Origin of the sequence: Bacillus sp. FSL K6-0069 (assembly GCF_038007785.1) — a bacterium.
In the GTDB taxonomy this organism is placed as follows: domain Bacteria; phylum Bacillota; class Bacilli; order Bacillales; family Bacillaceae_G; genus Bacillus_A; species Bacillus_A mobilis.
Map to the genome: position 1 here is coordinate 3,842,658 of NZ_JBBOXN010000001.1, position 21,270 is coordinate 3,863,927.

The 21,270-nt window shown below is 34.7% G+C and carries 20 protein-coding genes and 1 riboswitch; of the genes, 8 read left to right on the top strand and 12 right to left on the bottom strand.

What is annotated here, in order from left to right; all coding sequences use genetic code 11:
• Positions 1-66 precede the first annotated feature (66 nt).
• Complete coding sequence (locus tag MHB74_RS19590; RefSeq protein WP_061678299.1) at positions 67-624, top strand: PadR family transcriptional regulator; 558 nt, start codon at positions 67-69, stop codon at positions 622-624.
• A 186-nt stretch (positions 625-810) separates the two neighbouring features.
• On the opposite strand, the gene MHB74_RS19595 is transcribed toward MHB74_RS19590, so the two are convergent.
• The gene (locus MHB74_RS19595; protein WP_061678300.1) at positions 811-1,242 is read right to left on the bottom strand and encodes an NUDIX hydrolase; all 432 of its coding nucleotides are present in this window, start codon (positions 1,240-1,242) and stop codon (positions 811-813) included.
• Positions 1,243-1,571: 329 nt separating this feature from the next.
• A riboswitch (cobalamin riboswitch) is annotated at positions 1,572-1,759 on the top strand.
• A 128-nt stretch (positions 1,760-1,887) separates the two neighbouring features.
• Between MHB74_RS19595 and metE the strand changes: the two genes are divergently transcribed.
• Complete coding sequence (metE, locus tag MHB74_RS19600) at positions 1,888-4,176, top strand: 5-methyltetrahydropteroyltriglutamate--homocysteine S-methyltransferase (RefSeq protein ID WP_061678301.1); 2,289 nt, start codon at positions 1,888-1,890, stop codon at positions 4,174-4,176.
• Between the two features lie 37 nt (positions 4,177-4,213).
• Here metE and comJ read toward each other — a convergent pair whose 3' ends face one another.
• Positions 4,214-4,603: a competence protein ComJ gene (gene comJ / locus MHB74_RS19605; protein ID WP_061678302.1), complete on the bottom strand. Its 390-nt coding sequence runs from the start codon at positions 4,601-4,603 to the stop codon at positions 4,214-4,216.
• Between the two features lie 36 nt (positions 4,604-4,639).
• Positions 4,640-5,074, bottom strand: coding sequence for a DNA-entry nuclease (nucA, locus tag MHB74_RS19610; RefSeq protein WP_000811502.1), 435 nt, complete (start codon positions 5,072-5,074; stop codon positions 4,640-4,642).
• A gap of 237 nt (positions 5,075-5,311) precedes the next feature.
• Between nucA and MHB74_RS19615 the strand changes: the two genes are divergently transcribed.
• Positions 5,312-6,061: a DUF3967 domain-containing protein gene (locus MHB74_RS19615; protein ID WP_061678303.1), complete on the top strand. Its 750-nt coding sequence runs from the start codon at positions 5,312-5,314 to the stop codon at positions 6,059-6,061.
• Between the two features lie 53 nt (positions 6,062-6,114).
• On the opposite strand, the gene kinB is transcribed toward MHB74_RS19615, so the two are convergent.
• On the bottom strand, positions 6,115-7,389 hold the full coding sequence (gene kinB, locus MHB74_RS19620) for a sporulation sensor histidine kinase KinB (protein WP_061678304.1): 1,275 nt from the start codon (positions 7,387-7,389) through the stop codon (positions 6,115-6,117).
• Between the two features lie 310 nt (positions 7,390-7,699).
• Here kinB and MHB74_RS19625 point away from each other — a divergent pair, with 310 nt between their 5' ends.
• Positions 7,700-7,900, top strand: coding sequence for a hypothetical protein (locus MHB74_RS19625; protein ID WP_000929281.1), 201 nt, complete (start codon positions 7,700-7,702; stop codon positions 7,898-7,900).
• Positions 7,901-8,024: 124 nt separating this feature from the next.
• The gene (locus MHB74_RS19630) at positions 8,025-9,188 is read left to right on the top strand and encodes an aminotransferase A (protein WP_061678305.1); all 1,164 of its coding nucleotides are present in this window, start codon (positions 8,025-8,027) and stop codon (positions 9,186-9,188) included.
• A 14-nt stretch (positions 9,189-9,202) separates the two neighbouring features.
• Here the strand turns inward: MHB74_RS19630 and malR are convergent, their stop codons facing one another.
• The 4 genes from malR to MHB74_RS19650 form a co-directional block, all read right to left on the bottom strand.
• The gene (gene malR / locus MHB74_RS19635) at positions 9,203-10,225 is read right to left on the bottom strand and encodes a maltose operon transcriptional repressor MalR (protein WP_061678306.1); all 1,023 of its coding nucleotides are present in this window, start codon (positions 10,223-10,225) and stop codon (positions 9,203-9,205) included.
• Positions 10,226-10,505: 280 nt separating this feature from the next.
• Complete coding sequence (gene malD / locus MHB74_RS19640; protein ID WP_001022594.1) at positions 10,506-11,348, bottom strand: maltosaccharide ABC transporter permease MalD; 843 nt, start codon at positions 11,346-11,348, stop codon at positions 10,506-10,508.
• Positions 11,349-12,647, bottom strand: coding sequence for a maltosaccharide ABC transporter permease MalC (gene malC / locus MHB74_RS19645; RefSeq protein WP_061678307.1), 1,299 nt, complete (start codon positions 12,645-12,647; stop codon positions 11,349-11,351).
• Between the two features lie 64 nt (positions 12,648-12,711).
• Positions 12,712-13,971 (bottom strand): extracellular solute-binding protein, encoded by a 1,260-nt coding sequence (locus MHB74_RS19650; protein ID WP_061678308.1) that lies wholly within the window; start codon positions 13,969-13,971, stop codon positions 12,712-12,714.
• 324 nt (positions 13,972-14,295) lie between these two features.
• Between MHB74_RS19650 and MHB74_RS19655 the strand changes: the two genes are divergently transcribed.
• Positions 14,296-16,056: an alpha-glycosidase gene (locus tag MHB74_RS19655; RefSeq protein WP_061678309.1), complete on the top strand. Its 1,761-nt coding sequence runs from the start codon at positions 14,296-14,298 to the stop codon at positions 16,054-16,056.
• 38 nt (positions 16,057-16,094) lie between these two features.
• Here the strand turns inward: MHB74_RS19655 and malL are convergent, their stop codons facing one another.
• Positions 16,095-17,771 carry an oligo-1,6-glucosidase gene (malL, locus tag MHB74_RS19660; RefSeq protein ID WP_061678310.1) on the bottom strand — a complete coding sequence of 559 codons (1,677 nt, stop codon included), beginning with the start codon at positions 17,769-17,771 and terminating at the stop codon, positions 16,095-16,097.
• A 260-nt stretch (positions 17,772-18,031) separates the two neighbouring features.
• Between malL and MHB74_RS19665 the strand changes: the two genes are divergently transcribed.
• Positions 18,032-19,132, top strand: coding sequence for an ABC transporter ATP-binding protein (locus MHB74_RS19665; RefSeq protein WP_061678311.1), 1,101 nt, complete (start codon positions 18,032-18,034; stop codon positions 19,130-19,132).
• A 66-nt stretch (positions 19,133-19,198) separates the two neighbouring features.
• On the opposite strand, the gene MHB74_RS19670 is transcribed toward MHB74_RS19665, so the two are convergent.
• The 3 genes from MHB74_RS19670 to MHB74_RS19680 all read right to left on the bottom strand — a co-directional run bounded on the left by MHB74_RS19670 (position 19,199) and on the right by MHB74_RS19680 (position 20,661).
• On the bottom strand, positions 19,199-19,708 hold the full coding sequence (locus MHB74_RS19670; protein ID WP_000218416.1) for an SDR family NAD(P)-dependent oxidoreductase: 510 nt from the start codon (positions 19,706-19,708) through the stop codon (positions 19,199-19,201).
• Between the two features lie 64 nt (positions 19,709-19,772).
• On the bottom strand, positions 19,773-19,871 hold the full coding sequence (locus MHB74_RS19675) for a hypothetical protein (RefSeq protein WP_061678312.1): 99 nt from the start codon (positions 19,869-19,871) through the stop codon (positions 19,773-19,775).
• 334 nt (positions 19,872-20,205) lie between these two features.
• Positions 20,206-20,661 (bottom strand): RDD family protein, encoded by a 456-nt coding sequence (locus MHB74_RS19680; RefSeq protein WP_061680451.1) that lies wholly within the window; start codon positions 20,659-20,661, stop codon positions 20,206-20,208.
• 131 nt (positions 20,662-20,792) lie between these two features.
• Between MHB74_RS19680 and MHB74_RS19685 the strand changes: the two genes are divergently transcribed.
• Positions 20,793-21,224 (top strand): DUF3997 domain-containing protein, encoded by a 432-nt coding sequence (locus MHB74_RS19685; protein WP_000758776.1) that lies wholly within the window; start codon positions 20,793-20,795, stop codon positions 21,222-21,224.
• Positions 21,225-21,270 lie beyond the last annotated feature (46 nt).

Genomic DNA, 21,270 nt, shown 5'->3' on the forward strand with positions numbered 1-21,270 from the left:
CTTTATGAAAAAGGGTATGCCGTTTATAATATGTATAAAGTTTTTATTTATAGGAGTTGAGATAGCATGAGCATGAAATTAGTCATTCTCGGCTTGCTACTCGAAGGGGATAAACATCCATATGAAGTGCAACACATCATGAAAGAAAGACAAATGGATTGTTATATTAAATATGCAAAAGGATCACTTTATTACGCCTTCGAGCAATTAGAAAAGCAAGGTGCAATTAGTATTACAACTATTGTTCGAGATACGAATAGACCAGATAAAACAATCTTTCATATAACAGAAGAAGGTAAACAATTATTTCACAAGTTACTATTAAAACAATTCGAAGCAAAAAATCAAATATATAAACCAATTTATTCGGCACTCTCTTTCGCTCATTTTGGTGATGACCAAGAGTTAGTTCCGATTTTAGAAAAAAAGAAAAATGATACCGTTCAATATTTACATAAAATGCAAACTATTTATGATTGTAGCAAAGGACAAATCCCACGTGCACAACTATATATTTTACAAAGTGTTATTGAACATATTACAGTTGAATTGCAATGGTTAAATACCCTCCTTACAGATGCAGTTGCAGGACGCCTTTCAGAAATTGATAAAAATGAAGGTTGAGGTTATACAGAAGCAACTGTAAAAGATAATAAAGTTATTTCATTTGATAATCTAAAACAAGCATAGCCCCGTTCTAATTTAGGACGGATTATGCTTGTTTAATTTTGGTTATAAGATACTTCACTGCGCTCAAAAATATAACAAGGATTTCTTCATCACCATAGTCCCATAATGGAAGATTATTTCTTAAAACTCTATATAAAAAGGTTGTCGATTTTCATCCAAGCTATATTCAATTCTATGTCTGAAATTCATAAAATTCACCATCTCTAACGCCTGCTCAATAGGATAAAACCCTACTTCCAAACTTTCTGGTGTAGTCGTTAATTTACCCCCAACTGGTCTAGCTAAAAACAATGTGTTACATATTGAATGGTTCACATTTTGAAATACTCCACAAAATTTTAAAACTTCAATATCAATACCCGATTCCTCTTTCGTTTCCCTTATTGCAGCATCTTTCAAAGACTCCCCTTCTTCAACTTGTCCACCTGGCATTTCCCTTCCTCTTCTAGGTCCTTTAATTAATAGGATTTCATTTTGTTCATTCATTACAATTGTCGCTGCTGAAACTATATGTTTTGGCGGTGAATATATATTTTGTGTACTTTGTTCCAATTGAAATTCCCCATTTCTATAAACTTAGTTTATGTATCTTTATACAGAAATCTTGTTCTTTCTTGTAATAACTTACTATTTCCAAATGAACCATCCAATTCCCTTCCTCATTCCAAAATATGGACGAATTTTCAAATAACATAACTATCATCTTATCTCTGCACAAGTACATTTTCTTTGTATGTTTAACCGCGATTCACCCCATAAAAAATCAGAAGAATCCGAATAATAAAAATAAAAAACTTTAGAATTTTCTTATTTTAAAACAGTAGACAAAATTCCAAAAATTGTGTTAGAATTTGTTTCAATATCATATCGCTTGTTAAATTCCTTTCAAAAGGAAAATAGGTACACGAAAATTTCGTTTCGTGTTTAAAAGGGAAGATTGGTGAAAATCCAACACGGTCCCGCCACTGTAAATGCTGAGATTTCTTTTTAGTGCCACTGTGAAAACGGGAAGGTGAAAGAAATTATATGAAGCATAAGTCAGGAGACCTGCCTGTTTTAACAACACTGATAGATTCACGGATGATGATGAGGTGTTAAAACAAAAAGGAAGGCTTATTTTCTATGCCTTTATACTTTTTGTTATAGGTATTTCCTAGTAAACGGAAATGCTTACTTTCAATTAGGGAGGAATTTGAAATGGCAATTCAAACAAGTAATTTAGGTTATCCACGTATCGGACTACAACGAGAGTGGAAAAAAACATTGGAAGCTTTTTGGTCCAATAAAATCGATGAAGAACAATTTTTAACAACGATGAAAGAAATTCGCCTTCAACACGTTAAAGTACAGCAAGAAAAAGGGATTGAACTCATTCCAGTTGGCGACTTTACATATTATGATCACGTTTTGGATACTGCTTATATGCTAGGATTTATCCCATCACGTTTTTCTGAGTTTACATCTTACCTTGATGTATATTTCGCAATGGCGCGTGGCTCTAAAGATCACGTAGCTTCCGAAATGACAAAATGGTTTAACACAAACTATCATTATATCGTTCCTGAATATGAAGAGGGATTACAAATCTCTTTAAAAGATAATCGTCCACTTCGCTTATACGAAGAGGCAAAACAAGAATTAGGAGTAGATGGAAAGCCTGTTATTTTAGGACCATATACTTTCTTGAAATTAGCTAAAGGGTATACACAAGAACAATTCGCTACAATTTTAAAACAATTAGTTGCACCATACGTACAACTGCTTTCAGAACTACATGCAGCTGGTGCACAAGTCATTCAAATTGATGAACCGATTTTCCCTTCTTTAACGAAAGAAGAAGTGCAACAAGCAAAAGAAATTTATGAAGCTATTCGTAAAGATGTTCCAAATGCGACTCTTCTTTTACAAACATATTTTGATAGTGTAGAAGAAAACTATGAAGAAATTATTACATTCCCTGTATCCGGTATTGGATTAGATTTCGTTCATGGTAAAGAAGGTAATCTACATGCTATTTCAAAATACGGATTCCCAGCTGATAAAACTTTAGCTGTCGGTTGTATAGATGGCCGTAACATTTGGAGAGCTGACCTGGATGAAGTTCTTACGTTATTTACAACGTTACAAAAACAAGTCCAAACGAAAGATTTCATCGTTCAGCCTTCTTGTAGCTTATTGCATACACCAATCGATAAAACAGAAGAAACTCACTTATCGACTGAGCTATTTGATGCGTTAGCATTTGCAAATCAAAAATTAGAAGAGTTAGTTCTTATTCATTCCGCTCTGACTCAAGGTACAGAAAGCATTAGTAATGAGCTGGAAACATACCGAAATGTACATCATACAATTCGTTCGTCTGCTGCACGTAACCGAGAAGATGTGAAAGTAGCACGAACAGCACTAAAAGAAGAAGATTTTTCACGTCCTCTTCCATTTGAAAAGCGATACGAATTACAACAAGTTGCCCTAGAGTTACCATTGTTACCAACAACGACTATCGGTAGCTTCCCGCAAACAACTGAAGTTCGTCAAACGCGAAAAGAATGGCGTAACGGTGTTATTTCAAATGAACAATATGAACAATTCATTGAAAAAGAGACAGAAAAATGGATTCGTTACCAAGAAGAAATTGGTCTTGATGTCCTTGTACATGGTGAATTCGAAAGAACTGACATGGTCGAATATTTCGGTGAGCGTCTTGCTGGTTTCTCATTCACTAAAAACGGTTGGGTGCAATCATACGGTTCCCGCTGCGTAAAACCACCTGTTATTTATGGAGATGTAGCCTTTATTAACGGAATGACTATTAAGGAAACTGTTTATGCACAAAGCTTAACAGAGAAAGTTGTAAAAGGAATGTTAACTGGACCTGTTACAATTTTAAATTGGTCCTTCGTTCGAAATGATATTCCAAGAAAAGAAGTTTCGTATCAAATTGCATTAGCTCTTCGTCACGAAATTGAATTACTTGAATCTTCCGGAATTCGAGTAATCCAAGTCGATGAGCCAGCACTTCGTGAAGGAATGCCACTAAAAGAAAAAGATTGGGACGCTTATATTACATGGGCAGTACAATCCTTCCTTTTAGCAACTTCTTCTGTAGCAAATGAAACACAAATTCATACTCATATGTGTTACAGTAACTTCGAAGATATTGTTGACGCGATTCGCGCATTAGATGCAGATGTGATTTCTATCGAAACTTCAAGAAGTCACGGTGAATTTATTGATACATTAAAACATACAACATATGAAAAAGGCATCGGTCTAGGTGTATATGATATTCATAGCCCACGTGTACCGAGTAAAGAGGAAATGTATAAAATCGTAGAACAATCTTTAGAAGTATGCGATCCTAAATATTTCTGGATTAATCCTGATTGTGGTTTAAAAACGAGAAGAACGGAAGAAGTTATCCCCGCTTTAGAACACATGGTGCAAGCAGCAAAAGATGCTCGTTCCCTACTAAAAACAAACGCATAACAAAAATGGGTTATCCTTTTTGAGGATAACCCATTTTTTATTCTTTACTTTCAAAAAAGAATTCGTATTGTATTTTATATAATTCATCATCCGTTGGTTCTTCAAGAGGAGTTGCCTGTAATACAACTGTATACTCACCATTTGGAATAGGGATTTGAAATTTATTTGAAAGAATACTTGTTACAACGATACATTCATTTTCAACTATAAAAGGAACTGTAACTGTTCTAATCGCTTCTTCTTTTTCAATATGTTTCCCTGGGGTCACTTTTACTTCACAAGTATAATCAGAGAGTGCTTCAAAAATAACAGTTCCATCCGCCTTCGCATAACCTCTTTCAAAATCTTCATCTGTCCAGTCAACGTAAGGCTGCTCACCGTCATAGTTCATCAACATTAATTGCGAATACGAAATTGTTAACTCCATCGTTCCCCTTCTCCTTCATTATGAAATATGTAACTACTACTTTACGTCAAATTTCACACGCGTACCATCTGGGTATTTGTCTAACTTATTTCCTACCCAAGACCCTGCCCCGCGGTTATCTGCCGGACTTATATATTCAATATGTGCTCCTTTTCCGCCTTCTTTACACATCGCCATTGGCCATTCATCACGATCATACCCTTTTTTTGATGGGTATGGAGCTAACGATAATTTTCTTCTATCCGCAGCACCGCCACGGTCGATTGTACAAACTTCTGAATGTCCTTCTTTTATAGCATCCGTAATATGTTTCCCTGTCTCTGGATATCGCTCTTTCGGAAATTCTAGAACTTGATCATACGCATTTGTTTTTTTGATACTTGTTTCCTCTGGAACAAGTACTTCATAAACCGCTACTACAATAGAAAGAATTGCAATAATTGAAATGATAATACCTTTTAATTGCTTCATGTATACCTCCATGATTCTACCAGTTTCTTTTCCTCAGTTATTATAACAAACTTCTCCTGTATATGTTTTCAGACATTATTTTAGCTCTTCTTCGCCATTCCGCCAAAAAACTCTCATTTTCCTTCATCTTTTCACTAATGCTGTAGAAAACTAATAACCTTCCGACATTCTTTTTCAAAGGAAGTCCTCATAAAAGATTGAAATGATATATACGATACTTTTTGGGGAGGAAATATTATGGAAGCTACCTATAAAACGAAAGATGTCACGAATAAAACAGGCATCCCAAAACATATAGTTCGCAAATATAGTCAACTGTTAGAGGAACATGGTTATATGATTTCCAAAACAGCTGATGCTCGTATTTATAAATTAGATGATTTAAAACTATTGAAATCTATACATGAAAGAGCTGCTACATTGCAAGAAGACATTTCAGAAACAATACCCCTTATTTTAAAAGAAAAAGAGGCCCCACCTGTACCAGTTATACAAGATACGCAAGAAATACAACCGAAAGAAAAAGAAGATGGGCGTAACTTTGAGGAGTTCATGTTAAAGCTTGAAATGCTCGCTCAATTAAATGAAGCAATTATTCATCAAAATTCTACCCTTATTACCCAAAATCGTTTAAAAGATGAAAAGCTAGATGAATTGATGCAACAAGTCTATGTAAAAGAAGGCTCTCAAGAAAAAATGCTACAAGAGTTAGTAGATCATGCCGCTCAAACAGATGCCCTACAAAAAGAAAAGATGGACTTATTAATGAATCATATGTATAAACGAGAATCTAAGCAAGAAGAAAAAATGAATAAACTCGTAAATCAAATTTATAATAAAGACAGCAACCGCGATGCACAACTTATGCAAGTGATTCGTGAAATTCAAGAAACAAAACGATTAGTCGCAGCTTCAAAAGAACAAAGCTTTTTCCAATCATTTAGAAGTTTATTTAGCAGAACAAAACAAGAAAAAACAACTGAATAAAATAATATATTTTTTCCTATATAAAATAAAAAGTTACCTTCCAACGGTAACTTTTATTCCTTATTTCGTACAGCTGGCAATATAATAATCGCTTCCGTCCCTTTCCCACTTTCGCTTTTATATTCCAGCGTACCATTATGCGCTTGTAAAATACTAAATGTTACCATAAGCCCTAATCCTGTTCCTTTTTCTTTTAAAGAATAATATGGTTGTCCTAGCCTAGCTAACTGTTCTTTCGTCATTCCAACACCACTATCTTTAACTCTTATTACAATCGTTTCATCTTTTTGCATAGCCGTTACTTTTAAATATCCTTTATTCCCTTGAATTGCTTCAATACCATTTTTAACAACATTCATAATAGCTTGTTTCAATTTCGTCTTATCACCGATCGTATAAAGACTTTCAGAAATCTCAACTTGCAAATATACACCTTGCATCGCTGCAAATGATGACATCAGAGTTGTCATTTCTATCAATTGAGCTGATAAGCAAATGTGTTCTTTTTTCTCAATTTGTGGCCTTGCTAAATTTAAATAATCTGAAATAATTTGTTCTGCCCGGTCCAATTCTGCTAAGACGAGACGCATATAATCCTTATTCTTCACATCTTCCGTACTTTCTAGCAATTGAATAAAGCCACGAACAACAGTGAGCGGATTCCGAACCTCATGTGCAACACTTGCTGCCAACTCACTTACAATATTAAGCTTTTCTGACTTTTGCATCTCTGTACGTAGTATTGCATTTTCGTTTAAATATTCTGTTAAGTACACCTGAAATACCATTGTCATAACCATAATAAGCGAAGCAAATATATATCCGCTATATATGTGCGAAATATGCGGTGTAAACCCCGTTTCTAACAGAACAGTAATTATGCCAATCACTAGAGAAACAAGTACGTACAATGATGAAATCATAAATGCTAAAATTAGCTTCTTATCTCTTGAAAATAGAGACCATTTCTTTGATAAAAATAATGGAACGATTAATAGAAATATTACTTCTATGACTGGAAGAAGGTTCATTCCTTTTAGTGCCCATTCATATGCAACAAAAATAACGGCCGGGATTAAACCAACAATCCCACCATATAAAAAACCACTAACAATCGGGATTGGGTGAAAGTTATACCCACAAATGTCACCAAAACAAATAGAGTATGTCATGGAGAGAACGAGTGTAATGCTAGATAGAAACATAATAAAGTAGCGGTTCGGCTTCGGAGGCATTTCTTGATAACGATTTAGGCGAATCGCTTCATATAAAAATAGTGGCAAAATAATGATGGCAATTTGGATCATTAAATCACGGATAAGCTCCATAGCCTCTCATCCCCTATATGTATTTTGATATGATTATATCATTTTACGGCTTTATTTGTTTTAAAATTTTGATTTTTCTTAACATATTTGTTAATTCTTTGTTAACATCACATAATAATTGTTACAGATTTTCGAAATGAATGTAAACCCTGTACCAAATTTCTGCCTGGCAGTATACAATGAATACGGATTACAAAGAAAATAAAAAAATACTTCATGAGACGGACAACTATAGCAAAATACAGCATATAATCCATACTATCTATGTTTACAAATAAGTGATCATTATTTTAGTAGGAGGAAGATAAATATGGCGGGTACTACGCTTGTTTTAAAAGAAGAAAATTTGGTCGTTCTAGAAAATGTTGAAAAATCGGTATATGAAGAGTTACAGCATAAAACAGGAGATGAAAATTGCACATGTGCTGTGAATGAATCAGTTGTTCACCTTGGCAAAGTATCCTCTGTACTATGGAATGAAGATGAAATAGATTGGGAGTACGGATATTAAAAAGTCGCTTATAGCGGCTTTTTTTTCTATTCTCTCTCTCTTTCTACATAACATATACGCAAGCGAAATCATAGAAAATATGTTAAAATGAACTTAATTTTCAAACGGAAGAAAGGGAGATACAATGGAACAATTCATTAATCCTAGAGTAAAGGACATCCAAATTTCTGGAATCCGTCAATTCTCTAACATGATTCAAAACTATGATAATCTTATCTCTTTAACAATTGGACAACCCGATTTTCCTACACCTTCTCTCGTAAAAGAAGCGGCAAAACGGGCTATTACAGAAAATTACACGAGCTATACACATAACGCTGGTTTATTAGAATTACGCAAGGCAGCTTGTAACTTTGTAAAAGATAACTACGATTTACAGTATTCACCTGAAAACGAAACCATCGTTACAATCGGTGCCAGTGAAGCTATTGATGTAGCATTCCGAACAATTTTAGAGCCAGGAACAGAAGTTATTTTACCTGCGCCTATTTATCCAGGATACGAACCAATTATTCGATTATGCGGCGCAACACCTATTTTTATCGATGTTCGTGAAACTGGCTTCCGTTTAACAGCCGAAGCACTAGAAAATGCTATTACAGAAAAAACAAGATGCGTCGTTTTGCCGTATCCTTCTAATCCAACTGGTGTAACTTTATCAAAAGAAGAACTACAAGATATTGTAGATGTTTTAAAAGATAAAAATATTTTCGTCCTTTCTGATGAAATTTATAGCGAACTTGTATATGAACAAAAACATACGTCTATCGCTCATTTCCCAGAAATGCGTGAAAAAACTATCGTCATTAACGGTTTATCAAAATCTCATTCTATGACTGGCTGGCGTATCGGTCTATTATTCGCACCAAGCTATTTAGCAGGACATATACTAAAGGTTCATCAGTACAACGTAACGTGCGCTACTTCAATCGCTCAGTACGCTGCAATTGAAGCATTAACAGCTGCTAAAGATGCACCAAAAATGATGCGTCATCAATACAAAAAGCGCCGTGATTACGTATATAATAGACTCATTCAAATGGGCTTAACAGTTGAAAAGCCCACAGGTGCATTTTACTTATTCCCATATGTTGGGCATTTAACATCTTCATCATTTGATTTTGCACTTGATCTTGTAAAAGAAGCTGGATTAGCTGTCGTTCCTGGGACAGCATTTTCTGAATATGGTGAAGGCTATCTTCGCTTGTCCTATGCATATAGTATTGAAACTTTAAAAGAAGGCTGTGATCGATTAGAGGCCTTTCTACAACAAAAAGCTAAGAGTTAAACTCTTAGCTTTTTTTATGCATAATGATCGCAAGTTTGGCGCTTCAGTAATTTATGAGGAATAATAATACACTTTGCAGTAGACTCCGCATTCTCTACTTTATCCACTAAAGCTTTTGCTGCCTCATACCCTAGTTGATATATATTCACATCAACTGTCGAAAGTGGCGGACTCGCAATTTCTGATAATAAAGCATTATTAAAGCTTACAATAGAAACATCCTTCGGTACAACGAATCCTTTTTTAGAAAGTGCACTTAACACACCAAGTCCAATTAGATCATCCGTTGCCACAATTGCTGTCGGTGGTTGCTTCAGCCCCATTAGCTCCTCAACGGCTTGTTGACCACTTTCTCTCGAAAAATCAAAATGTAAAATATACTCTTTTGGTAATACAATGTCTGCTAATTTTAAAGCATCACTCATACCAGCCAAACGATCTCTCGTTACAAGTAAATCTGATCCACCGCCGATGAACGCGATTTGTTTATGACCTAATGAAATCAAATATTCTGCTACTTCTCTTGCAGCTGTATAATTGTCATTATCTACATATGTAATTTCATCTTTTCGATCATACGGTTTCCCGATTAAAACAAACGGGAAATTTTGTTCATGCAAATATTGAATAATCCGATCATTCTCTCTTGAATATAAAAGAATAATGCCACCAATTTGGCGTCCCTGTACCATCTTTACAACACCATTAAAAATTTCATCTTCCGTTTCACCTGTCGACATATAAAGCGCATACCCTTCCACATGTGCAAATGAACTAATCCCTCTTATAACTTCTGGGAAAAACGGATTTTGAAAAGCTTTACTTGCAGAACTTGGCATAACAAGTCCAAGTGTTTTCGTTGTTTGGTTAGCTAGATTTCTTGCGTTTAAATTGGGATGATACCCTAGTTCACTCATTACTTTCCGAACACGACGCTTTGTTTTTTCACTTATACTTGGATTATCAGCAATTACACGAGAAACGGTAGATGGTGCTACATTAGCCTTCTTCGCCACATCTTTAATTGTAACTGTCATAAAAATCCCCCTCCTCTCACTTCTCTGTCATTTTTTATATTTTAACCTTGCACCCGTTGCAAGTAATTGGAGAAGTCATTAACTTTTATTGAGTCTATCTTGTAAAACCTATCATATTCTCCCTCTCCATGTATTGTAAGGGATATAGCTCTTTTTTCCTATACTATAATATACTATTTATTTCACTTCTTTTCATATGTGATGTCAAATCTCTTTTCATCGCCCTATAAAATTTTTTATAGGGCGATGAAAAGAAAAATGGGACGTAACGTCCCATTTTTCATCCTTTCGTACCTCCAGCAGTTAAACCAGAGATAAAGTATTTTTGTAGTGATAGGAATAAAATTGAAATTGGGATTGCAATCAATACTGAACCCGCTGCGAACGTTGTAAATTCATTACCAAATTTCTTCGCTACCATTTCATATAAGCCAACTGCTAACGTATAATTTTCTGGTGTGCGCAAAATAACACTCGCTAAAATGAAATCTGTAAATGGACCGATGAAAGTAAATAACGCCACAACCGCTACGATTGGCTTTGCAAGTGGCATAATGATTTGCCAAAAAATACGGAAATGTCCTGCCCCATCCATACGAGCTGACTCATCCAATTCTTTCGGAATCGTATCAAAATATCCTTTCATAAGCCATGTATTCATTGGAATTGCCCCGCCTACATAAATTAAAATTAATGCAAGGTGCGTATCGATTAACCCTGTTAACTGTGCTAATACGTATAGAGCGATTAGCGCCGCAAAGTTCGGGATCATTTGTAGAATTAAAAATGTTAATAATCCATTTTTTCTTCCAACAAAACGGTATCTTGAAAATGCATAAGCAGTAAAACTAATTGCTAACACTGAGAAAATCATCGTTATAACACTTACTTTTAATGTGTTTTTATACCATAGTAAATAATTACTATTCTCTAAATCTAATAACTTACGATAATGATCTAACGTTGCATTTTGCGGAATAATACTTGATCCAGATAAACTATCACCTGGATTAAACGATGAGCCAATAATCCATAATAACGGATAGAAAATGATGGCACACATTACGAAAATAACGAAATAACTTAATGAGAGACGTAACATCTTTTGTCTTTTAATATTCATTTACATCATATCCTCTTCTTGGAATGATTTTGTTCTCTTAAATTGCCATAACGCAACTGTAATAACGATTAACGATAATATCATTGTAAGAGCTGCTGCTTTCCCGTACTGCGCTGAAGTCATCGTTAACTTATAAATCCATGAAATTAAAATATCCGTTCCACCTGCGTCTTGTCCAGCTACAGCAGGACCTCCGCCATTAAATAGATAGATGATACTAAAGTTATTAAAGTTAAACGTATATTGCGTAATTAATATTGGTGCTGTTGCATATAGAACAAGTGGCAATGTAATTTTACGAAACTGTTGCCAAGCTGTAGCTCCATCTACTGTAGCAGCTTCATATAACTCCCCTGGAATCGATTGCAGTATACCTGTTGTCATTGCAAAGACGAACGGGAATCCAAGCCACGTTTGAATCATAATTAAAGCGATTTTTGCCCAAAACGGATCTGTCATCCAAGCAATCTTTTCGATTCCAAATAACGCCAATACTTGATTGTTAATTGCTCCAAATGTTTCATTAAACATACCAGAGAAAACAAGAATAGATACGAATGCTGGGACCGCCCACGGTAAAATGAAGATTGTTCGAATAATTGCCTTCCCTTTAATACCAGGCTGATTTACGATAATCGCTAAGAAAATACCAAGCGCAACTTGTAATGTCGTTGCAACGAATGTCCAAATGACAGTCCAAGAAAATACGCTTAAAAATGTCTCTCTCCACATCGGTAATGTAAAGATATCAATAAAGTTTTTGAAGCCCACCCAATCTACTAATTTAGCTGGAGGAGAGTGGTATAAATCATAATTCGTAAATCCAATTAAAATTACGAAGATGATTGGAAATACAACTACAAAGATAAGTAATAGAAAACCTGGTGAAACCATTAAATATGGAAAACCTTGATCTAGTAAATTACGGTATTGCTCTTTTACAGAGTTTAATGGGGTTCCTATATCACGTTTCTTCCCGTTTTGGTATGCATCATATAAATTAAATGCATATATTCCAAGTCCAAACGCGATGACGATAAGTGCCAAGATTCCTTCTACTAATAGAAAGACAGAATGGTCACGTGGAACTTCTGTACCAAGCGTTACAATTCCCCATAATCCCATATTTAATAAATCAGCAAATGCTACAATAAATGAACCTGTTAATACTAGAAAAATAAGACCTTTTACAAATTGTTTATTATACATTTGGCCCATGCCTGGAATGATTGATAACATGGTTGCCATTTTCCTATGTTTTGAACCGTTTAAGCCGTTTGCTGGTTCCAATGTTTGCATGTTCCTTCCCCCTTTTTTCTGGGAGAGAATTCGTGCCTCTCATATTAGAGGCACGAATTTCACCTTATTTTTGCTTACTATGGTTTGCCTCAATATTACCTTTAATTAGCTTCACAGCATTATCAAGTGCTGCTTTTGGTGCCTCTTTCTCCGTAACAACTAATTGAAGCGCATCTCCAGCTGGTTTCCATACTTCTTGCATTTCCGGAATGTTTGGCATTGGAATTCCATTTTCAGATTGCGTTGCAACTGCTTTTGCAGCTTCATTATCTTTAATAATTGGATCTTCCATCACTGATTTTACTGGAGGAATTTCTTTTGTTTTCTCAAATCGAATTTTTGCGTTTTCTTCATTCGTTACCCATTCAGTGAACTTTGTAGCTAAATCATTTTGTTTAGAGAAACTTGTTACATGCCATCCTTTAACCCCAACAAATGTTTTCATTGGTTGACCATTTGGTAATTTTGGCATTGGAGCAACACCATAATCAATTCCGTTCTTTTCCATTGCTTGGAACGCCCAAGGTCCGTTCATGATAGATGCTGCTTTTCCTTCGTTAAATAGTCCATCAGCAGCAGGTCCACCAGATTCACCAATAATACCTTTCGGGAATAACTTTTCTTTGTACCATTTTTGAAGGTATTCCGCACCTTGTACTGCTCCGCTATTATTTAATCCAACATCACTTGCATTTGGCTTTCCATCTTTTTCACCAAACACATAGCCACCCATACCTGCCATGAATGCATTAGCAAAGTAGAAGTTATCTCCTAGTGTTAAAAATCCGTACTTGCCATCCTTCGTAAATTCTTTCGAGAAGTTAAACAGCTCGTCCATCGTTTCTGGTGCTTTTGGCATTAATTTTTTATTGTAAATAAAGATTGGTGTCTCAATTGCTTTTGGTAAACCATATAATTTCCCGTTATATGTCTGTGCTGCTATTGATGAATCAGTAAATTTACTCTTTACAGCATCATCAGCTTTCACTTCTGAAAGTAAACCTTCTGTTACTGCGTTTCCGATTTGATCATGTGGCAATGTTACAACATCTGGTCCAGTCCCCGCTGGTCCATCAAGGCGTAACTTCTTCACTTGATCTGTCATTTGCATTTCAACAACTTTTACTTTTACTTTATATTTTTCCTCAAAACTTTTCACTGCTGGTTCTAAAGCAACACCTTTTTTATCATCTTCCCAAACGAGAAGATCGTAATCTTTCTTTGCTTTACTTTCTTCTTTCTTCCCTGAATCTTTCGGTCCACATGCAGATAACATACCAATTGATAATGCTGAAATCGTTAATAATGATAATGCTTTCTTCATCCCAAAAACCTCCCTAAGTTGTATATGTACCTTACTAATTGAAAACGTTTGCATTGAATGGTTTAATAGAAGCGCAAACAATATCTCAATCTATGAAAACGTTTGCGCTATTTGTCTATCATTATACATTCTTTTATTCATTTTGCAAATATTAATTTTTAAAATATTATTACTATACTCCTTATACATTGACTTTATATGAAATGAATACTACTCTTATAAGCAATATTAAAGCTATGCAAAAGGCAATCGTTTGCAACATATGCTTTATTATTACACGTAAGGGAACAATAAGTATGGGGATATTAAAGGGGGATTTTCTATATGCTTAAAGAAGCCATTTATCATAGGCCAAAAGATAATTACGCATACGCTTACGATGAAAAAACGATTCACATCCGAATACGTACTCAAAGAGACGATGTTCAAAGCGCCACTCTTATTTACGGTGATCCTTATGACTGGAAAGACGGGAAATGGATTACATCAAATACACCGATGAAAAAAACTGGTTCTACCGCATTGTTTGATTATTGGTCCATTTCTATCGAACCGAAATTTAAGCGCTTACGTTATGGATTCGAATTAAAAAATGATACAGAAACGCTTATTTATTCAGAACGCGGATTTTTCTCTACCATTCCAAATGATGACGTTGGTAACTTTTTCTGTTTTCCATTTATTCATGCAAATGATGTATTCAAAGCACCTTCTTGGATTAAAGAAACCGTTTGGTATCAAATTTTCCCAGAACGGTTCGCGAATGGTGATCGTGCACTAAATCCAGAAAACACTCTTCCTTGGGGCAGCGCTGAGCCAACTCCAACTAATTTTTTCGGTGGAGATTTTGCTGGTATTATTCAAAACCTTGATTACCTTGTGAAGCTTGGAATTTCAGGGATATACTTCACACCTATTTTCAAAGCACATTCAAACCATAAATATGACACCATTGACTACATGGAAATCGATCCGCAATTCGGGACGAAAGAAACGTTCAAAGAACTCGTTCAGGCATGTCATACACACGGTATAAAAGTAATGCTCGATGCCGTGTTTAATCATAGTGGATACTTTTTTGATAAATTTCAAAACGTACTAAAAAATGGTGAGCAATCAGCATATAAAGAGTGGTTCCATATTCATGAGTTTCCAATTAGAACTGAGCCACTTCCGAATTATGATACTTTTGCGTTTACACCATTTATGCCTAAATTAAATACAGCACACCCGGATGTAAAAGAATACTTACTTGAAGTTGGGCGTTACTGGGTAAGAGAATTCAATATAGACGGTTGGCGCCTTGATGTAGCAAATGAAGTCGATCACAGCTTTTGGAGAGAATTCCGAAGTGAGATAAAGACATTAAATCCTGAAGTATATATTTTAGGAGAAATTTGGCACGATGCACTTCCATGGCTACAAGGAGATCAATTTGATGCTGTAATGAGCTATCCTGTTACAAACGCTCTACTGTCTTACTTTGCTAACGATTCCATTAAAGCAAATGAATTTATGAAACAAATTACAGAATCTCTACATTCCTACTCTATGAACGTAAATGAAGCAGCGTTTCATTTATTAGACAGCCATGATACACCAAGAATATTGACAACATGTAACGGAGATAAAAATAAGTTAAAGTTACTTTATGTATTCCACCTTTCTTTCATCGGCTCTCCTTGTATTTATTATGGAGACGAAATTGGTATGGATGGCGGTATGGATCCAGCTTGCCGCAAATGTATGATTTGGGATACGAAAAAACAAGATCATACATTATTTACACATGTACAAACATTAATTTCATTACGAAAGCAATATAGAGCATTTGGAGGACATGGTACTTTCCAATTCATCGAAGCAAATGATGAACATAATTATATTTCTTATACGAAAACATATGAAGATGAAACTATCTTTTTCGTTTTAAATCCGACTGATAGTGAAATCACTGCTTCACTCCCTCTCCATGTTACCGGAAAGAAAATCATTAACATTTATACAAACGAAGAATTTTCAGCGGAAGCAAGTGTATTACAAGTTACACTTCCTCCATATGGATTCTCAATCTTAAAATGGTAATCAAAAAAGCCTTATACCAAGTGGTATAAGGCTTTTTCTTATTTCAATTTAAATACCATCGCTTCATACGGACGTAATGTCATGTTATCTATCGATCCATTTTCTACGTCGTAATTGTGTATGAATAACTCTGCTTCACTATACTTAATGTCCTCAGGCAATTCAAATACACATTCTTCCGCCGTAAAGTTTGCAATGACAAGAAGTTTTTCTTCTCCATATGTTCTTACGTATGCAAAAATAGAAGGGTTATTCTCTAATATTAAATCATATGATCCATACACAATAATCTCATTATTTTTACGTAACTCAATTAATTTTTTATAGTAATAAAAAATTGAATCTTTATTTTGGATCGCTTGTTTCACATTGATTTCTTTATAGTTAGGGTTTACCGTAATCCAAGGCTCACCTGTTGTGAATCCAGCATGATTCTGATCATCCCACTGCATCGGTGTTCTAGCATTATCTCGGCCTTTTATATAAATAGACTGCATCACTTTATCTATATCTTCACCGCGCTCTATCACTTTTTCCTTATACATATTTAATGTTTCAATATCTCGATATTCATCAATCGATTCAAATCGAACGTTTGTCATTCCGATTTCTTCTCCTTGATAAATATACGGTGTTCCTTTCATCATATGAAGTACCGTCGCTAACATTTTAGCAGATTCAATGCGATACATTTCATCATTACCAAAACGAGATACAACGCGAGGCTGGTCATGGTTATTCCAATATAGGCTATTCCATCCGGTATGCTCTAATGCTTTTTGCCATTTCGTTAAATTCTCTTTTAAAGTAAGGAGTGAGCATGGTTTTACATCCCATTTTCCGCCTTCTCCTGAATCTAAATCCATATGTTCAAATTGGAATACCATCTGCAGTTCTTTTCGTTCTTCCCCAGTGTACATTTTCGCCTCTTCTGTCGTTACACCAGGCATTTCACCAACCGTCATAATATCATAATGAGACAATACTTCTTCATTCATTTCATGTAAATATTTATGAATGTTTGGACCGTTCATAAAATGCTTATGACCTGAAACATATCCCTCTTCTTCTGTTTCAACAGCTGGTAATCCCTCTTCTTTAGAAATAAAATTAATAACATCCATACGGAAGCCATCAATTCCTTTTTCTAACCAAAACTTCATCATTTCATAAACATCTTGTCTTACCTTTTCATTATCCCAATTTAAATCCGGCTGTTTTTTAGAAAACAGATGTAAATAATATTCATCTGTCATTTCATCATACTTCCATGCTGATCCACTAAAAGCTGCTCCCCAGTTGTTCGGCTCTTTTCCTTCTTTTCCAGGACGCCATATATAGTAATCTCTATATTTATTATCTTTTGATTTACGTGATTCAATAAACCAATTATGTTCATCAGAAGTATGATTAACAACTAAGTCCATCATAAGTTTCATATTACGTTCATGCATTTCATGTAATAGCTCATCCCAATCTTCCATCGTTCCGAACTCATTCATAATTTTACAATAATCACTTATATCATAACCATTATCATCATTTGGAGATTCATAGACTGGCGATAACCAAATGACATCAATCCCTAATTCTTTTAAGTAATCTAACTTTGAAATAATACCACGAAGATCACCAATACCATCACCGTTACTATCCATAAAGCTACGAGGATAAATTTGATATACTACACTTTCTTTCCACCATTGTTTTTCCATTATGCTACCCCATTTCATTAATAATTCGATTTTCTTTTTTAAGGCGCAAACGTTTTCATTAATGAATGATAACAGATTCTATCTTAATTTAAAATAGCGCTTACAACTTTTGTTCTTATTTTTCTAAGAAAACATATGAAAGTTACTAATATTCCTCCAATAAATGAAAACGTTTTATTTTTTTGTTTATTTTTTAAATCTATTAGTTTATAATGAACTCAAAGAAAACGTTTGCATAATTATTTCTAGGGGGAAATACCATGGCAGAACTGAAATTAGAAAACATTTATAAAATATATGATAATAACGTAACAGCTGTAACAGACTTCAATTTACACATTCAAGATAAAGAGTTTATCGTATTTGTCGGTCCTTCTGGATGCGGAAAATCTACAACATTACGAATGGTGGCTGGGCTTGAAGATATTTCAAAAGGAGAGTTTTCAATTGATGGTAAGCTAATGAATGATGTCCCTCCAAAAGATCGCGATATCGCAATGGTCTTCCAAAACTATGCTCTATATCCACATATGAGTGTGTATGATAATATGGCATTTGGATTAAAACTTAGAAAAATACCAAAAGATGAAATCGATCGTCGTGTGAAAGATGCAGCAAAAATTTTAGGACTGGAACAATATTTAGATAGAAAACCGAAAGCATTATCTGGTGGACAACGTCAACGTGTTGCGTTAGGTAGAGCAATTGTTCGAGACGCGAAGGTTTTCTTAATGGATGAGCCTTTATCCAACTTAGATGCTAAATTACGTGTTGCAATGCGCTCAGAAATTTCTAAATTACACCATCGTCTTGGAACGACAACAATTTACGTAACACATGATCAAACAGAAGCAATGACAATGGCTTCACGCCTTGTTGTTATGAAAGACGGAAAGATTCAACAAATCGGAACTCCAAAAGAAGTATATGAAACACCTGAAAATATCTTCGTTGGTGGATTTATCGGCTCTCCAGCGATGAATTTCTTCCGTGGTAAATTAACTGAAAACGATTTCGTTATAGACAATACAATAAAGGTCAAAGTATCTGAAGGAAAAATGAAGATGTTACGTGAACAAGGCTATGTAAATAAGGAAGTTGTTTTAGGCATTCGCCCTGAAGACATTCATGATGAACTCTTATTTTTAGAAGCTTCACAATCTACTACTTTCAAAACAAAAATCGAAGTTGCTGAGTTACTTGGTGCTGAATCTATTTTATATATGAAACTTGGAGATCAAGATTTTGCAGCACGTGTTGATGCAAGACATACATTTTCACCTGGTGACGAAATTAAACTAGCATTGGATATGAATAAAGCACATTTCTTTGATAGCCAAACTGAACAACGTATTCGTTAAAAAGTAATTTTCTACTATATAACATACAAAAAAACCGTCCACATATTTTGAGGGCGGTTTTCATTATTATACGAGGGCTTCTACTGTATGAAATGATTGTCCTTTCGTGCCAATAATACCGAAAATCGGTAAGTCACTCAGCACCACTTCTTCTTGCTGTTTCATAAAAGATGACGTTAATTGTTTTATCTCTATCCAAACGTCATTAATACAAAGTACATTGGAATCGTTCTCTTGTTGGCGAGAAAAAATAGAATCTATTTTATATAAACCAGCATTTTGAAAAAGCATATCAATGCGACTGAATGCATTCAAAGTAATACTGATAACGCGTTGCCAATCTCCTTGCTTCTCCATATCATAGGATACAAAAAGTGCTTCTCCGCCTAGATTCGTAATTTCCTCCACTGTTGCTTGTCCACTTTCTTGATCAATGTCCGTCACAATTACTTTTGCGCCTTGTTTAGCCAACAAAAGAGCTGTATTACGTCCAATACCGATGCCACCGCCAGTTACGATAGCAACTTTTCCTGCAAGCTTCATTTTCATTACCCCTTCTATAAGTCTTACCGTTATTCAGTATACTGCTTTATGAGATTAGTCTGCAAGCAAGAAAAGTTGCTTATTCATTTGTAAGCGATTACTTTTTTATTTCTTCTTTTTTCTTACTATTACGCTGATCGAAAACTAAACCGATGAAAATTAAAATCCCCCAAAAGATTACGCTACCTCCAGTCATTTCAATTTCCCCCTTATTATATAAAGATATTATTTTAATTATTATAACATTTTCTTAATTTTCAATCTATTAAAACCAAAAATGATATGGATTAACTTTTTCTTATTATATATCCTTTAAAATATATTTGAATAATAAAGTGAAACTTTAATCAGTTGGGGTTTTCTTCATCCCCCACTGATTATTAGCCCTCACCAATCGGACTTTTATAGGCAGCCCGACCCCCACCTAACGTCTTTGCTTTCGCTGAATTTTGAGGTGGGGGTCTTACTGCTCATTAAATCGGGACAAAAAAAGACCTTCTTATTTTATGTATAAAAAGGTCTCTGTTTTATTATACAAGACTTATCACTTTTGTTTTTGTAATTAAATCTTGAAAACCACAATTATCTTTGCGGAATAACATCATATATACGTTACATAATATCGGAATTCCAAGTAGAAATATGTTCGGTAATAACAATACAAAAAATCTTATAATTAATGTTTGTATTGTTAATTTTTCACTCTTCAATGAAATTAATTTTATTCTCGTTACCTTTTTACCAAGTGTAACACCGTTCCAAATAAAGGGTACCAAAATAAAATATATCGCCATTAATATAAAAACTACTGCGAGATCATATCTATAATCACCAAAACTAATATTAAAGCGATTAAAAATAGCACTATAATTTCCGGTCATAATAGCTACTACTGCACCATACATAACCGAGATTAAAAACATGTCAATTAGGGAAGCACCTATGCGATTCATTACAAGCGCTGGACGATGCATCTTTAACTTCATTTTATGTCGACTCCTTCATATCCTTCTTTACCCGTCTCATCGTACCACTTCTAAAAAACATTGTAAACTAGCGTTTCTCTTACTTTTCTTGTACAATGTGTTACAACAGCATTATAAAGGAGGTTCCCATATTGAAAAAATGGATAATCCTATTCGTCGCATTCCTATTAGCCGGTTGTGCTGGAAATACAAATCATATAACTTATACGATTAACGATGAATACGAACTCATACGTACTTCTGGAAATGCATTTGAACTTTTCCCATCGCAAGATGCTGTATATGCCACACAATACATTCCTGCAAAACTTACAGACATAGCTTGGGATGATAAATACATTATTGCAAAACAAATTGAGGAAAAATCAGATCCGAATAACCCTGACGGGGCAATTGCAAATAAAAAAAGTGAGCATTATTGGATTATCGACGTAAAGCATAATAAACGGTTTGGCCCGTATAATGAAAAGCAATTTAATGAACAAAAAGATGCGTTTAAAATTAAGGTACCTTTTCAAAGTGTAGATTCATACATAAAAGAACAGAAAAAACAGTCAGCATAGTTGTTTGAGCGCTGACTGTTTTTTCTTACATATTTTTAAAAAACTC

What these genes read in the sequence shown, in the direction of transcription:
- MHB74_RS19590 (WP_061678299.1), top strand. Translation starts at nt 67, where the DNA reads ATGAGCATGAAATTAGTCATTCTCGGCTTGCTACTCGAAGGGGATAAA.
- metE (WP_061678301.1), top strand. Translation starts at nt 1,888, where the DNA reads ATGGCAATTCAAACAAGTAATTTAGGTTATCCACGTATCGGACTACAA.
- comJ (WP_061678302.1), bottom strand. Translation starts at nt 4,603, where the DNA reads ATGGAGTTAACAATTTCGTATTCGCAATTAATGTTGATGAACTATGAC.
- nucA (WP_000811502.1), bottom strand. Translation starts at nt 5,074, where the DNA reads ATGAAGCAATTAAAAGGTATTATCATTTCAATTATTGCAATTCTTTCT.
- MHB74_RS19615 (WP_061678303.1), top strand. Translation starts at nt 5,312, where the DNA reads ATGGAAGCTACCTATAAAACGAAAGATGTCACGAATAAAACAGGCATC.
- kinB (WP_061678304.1), bottom strand. Translation starts at nt 7,389, where the DNA reads ATGGAGCTTATCCGTGATTTAATGATCCAAATTGCCATCATTATTTTG.
- MHB74_RS19625 (WP_000929281.1), top strand. Translation starts at nt 7,700, where the DNA reads ATGGCGGGTACTACGCTTGTTTTAAAAGAAGAAAATTTGGTCGTTCTA.
- MHB74_RS19630 (WP_061678305.1), top strand. Translation starts at nt 8,025, where the DNA reads ATGGAACAATTCATTAATCCTAGAGTAAAGGACATCCAAATTTCTGGA.
- malR (WP_061678306.1), bottom strand. Translation starts at nt 10,225, where the DNA reads ATGACAGTTACAATTAAAGATGTGGCGAAGAAGGCTAATGTAGCACCA.
- malD (WP_001022594.1), bottom strand. Translation starts at nt 11,348, where the DNA reads ATGAATATTAAAAGACAAAAGATGTTACGTCTCTCATTAAGTTATTTC.
- malC (WP_061678307.1), bottom strand. Translation starts at nt 12,647, where the DNA reads ATGCAAACATTGGAACCAGCAAACGGCTTAAACGGTTCAAAACATAGG.
- MHB74_RS19650 (WP_061678308.1), bottom strand. Translation starts at nt 13,971, where the DNA reads ATGAAGAAAGCATTATCATTATTAACGATTTCAGCATTATCAATTGGT.
- MHB74_RS19655 (WP_061678309.1), top strand. Translation starts at nt 14,296, where the DNA reads ATGCTTAAAGAAGCCATTTATCATAGGCCAAAAGATAATTACGCATAC.
- malL (WP_061678310.1), bottom strand. Translation starts at nt 17,771, where the DNA reads ATGGAAAAACAATGGTGGAAAGAAAGTGTAGTATATCAAATTTATCCT.
- MHB74_RS19665 (WP_061678311.1), top strand. Translation starts at nt 18,032, where the DNA reads ATGGCAGAACTGAAATTAGAAAACATTTATAAAATATATGATAATAAC.
- MHB74_RS19675 (WP_061678312.1), bottom strand. Translation starts at nt 19,871, where the DNA reads ATGACTGGAGGTAGCGTAATCTTTTGGGGGATTTTAATTTTCATCGGT.
- MHB74_RS19680 (WP_061680451.1), bottom strand. Translation starts at nt 20,661, where the DNA reads ATGAAGTTAAAGATGCATCGTCCAGCGCTTGTAATGAATCGCATAGGT.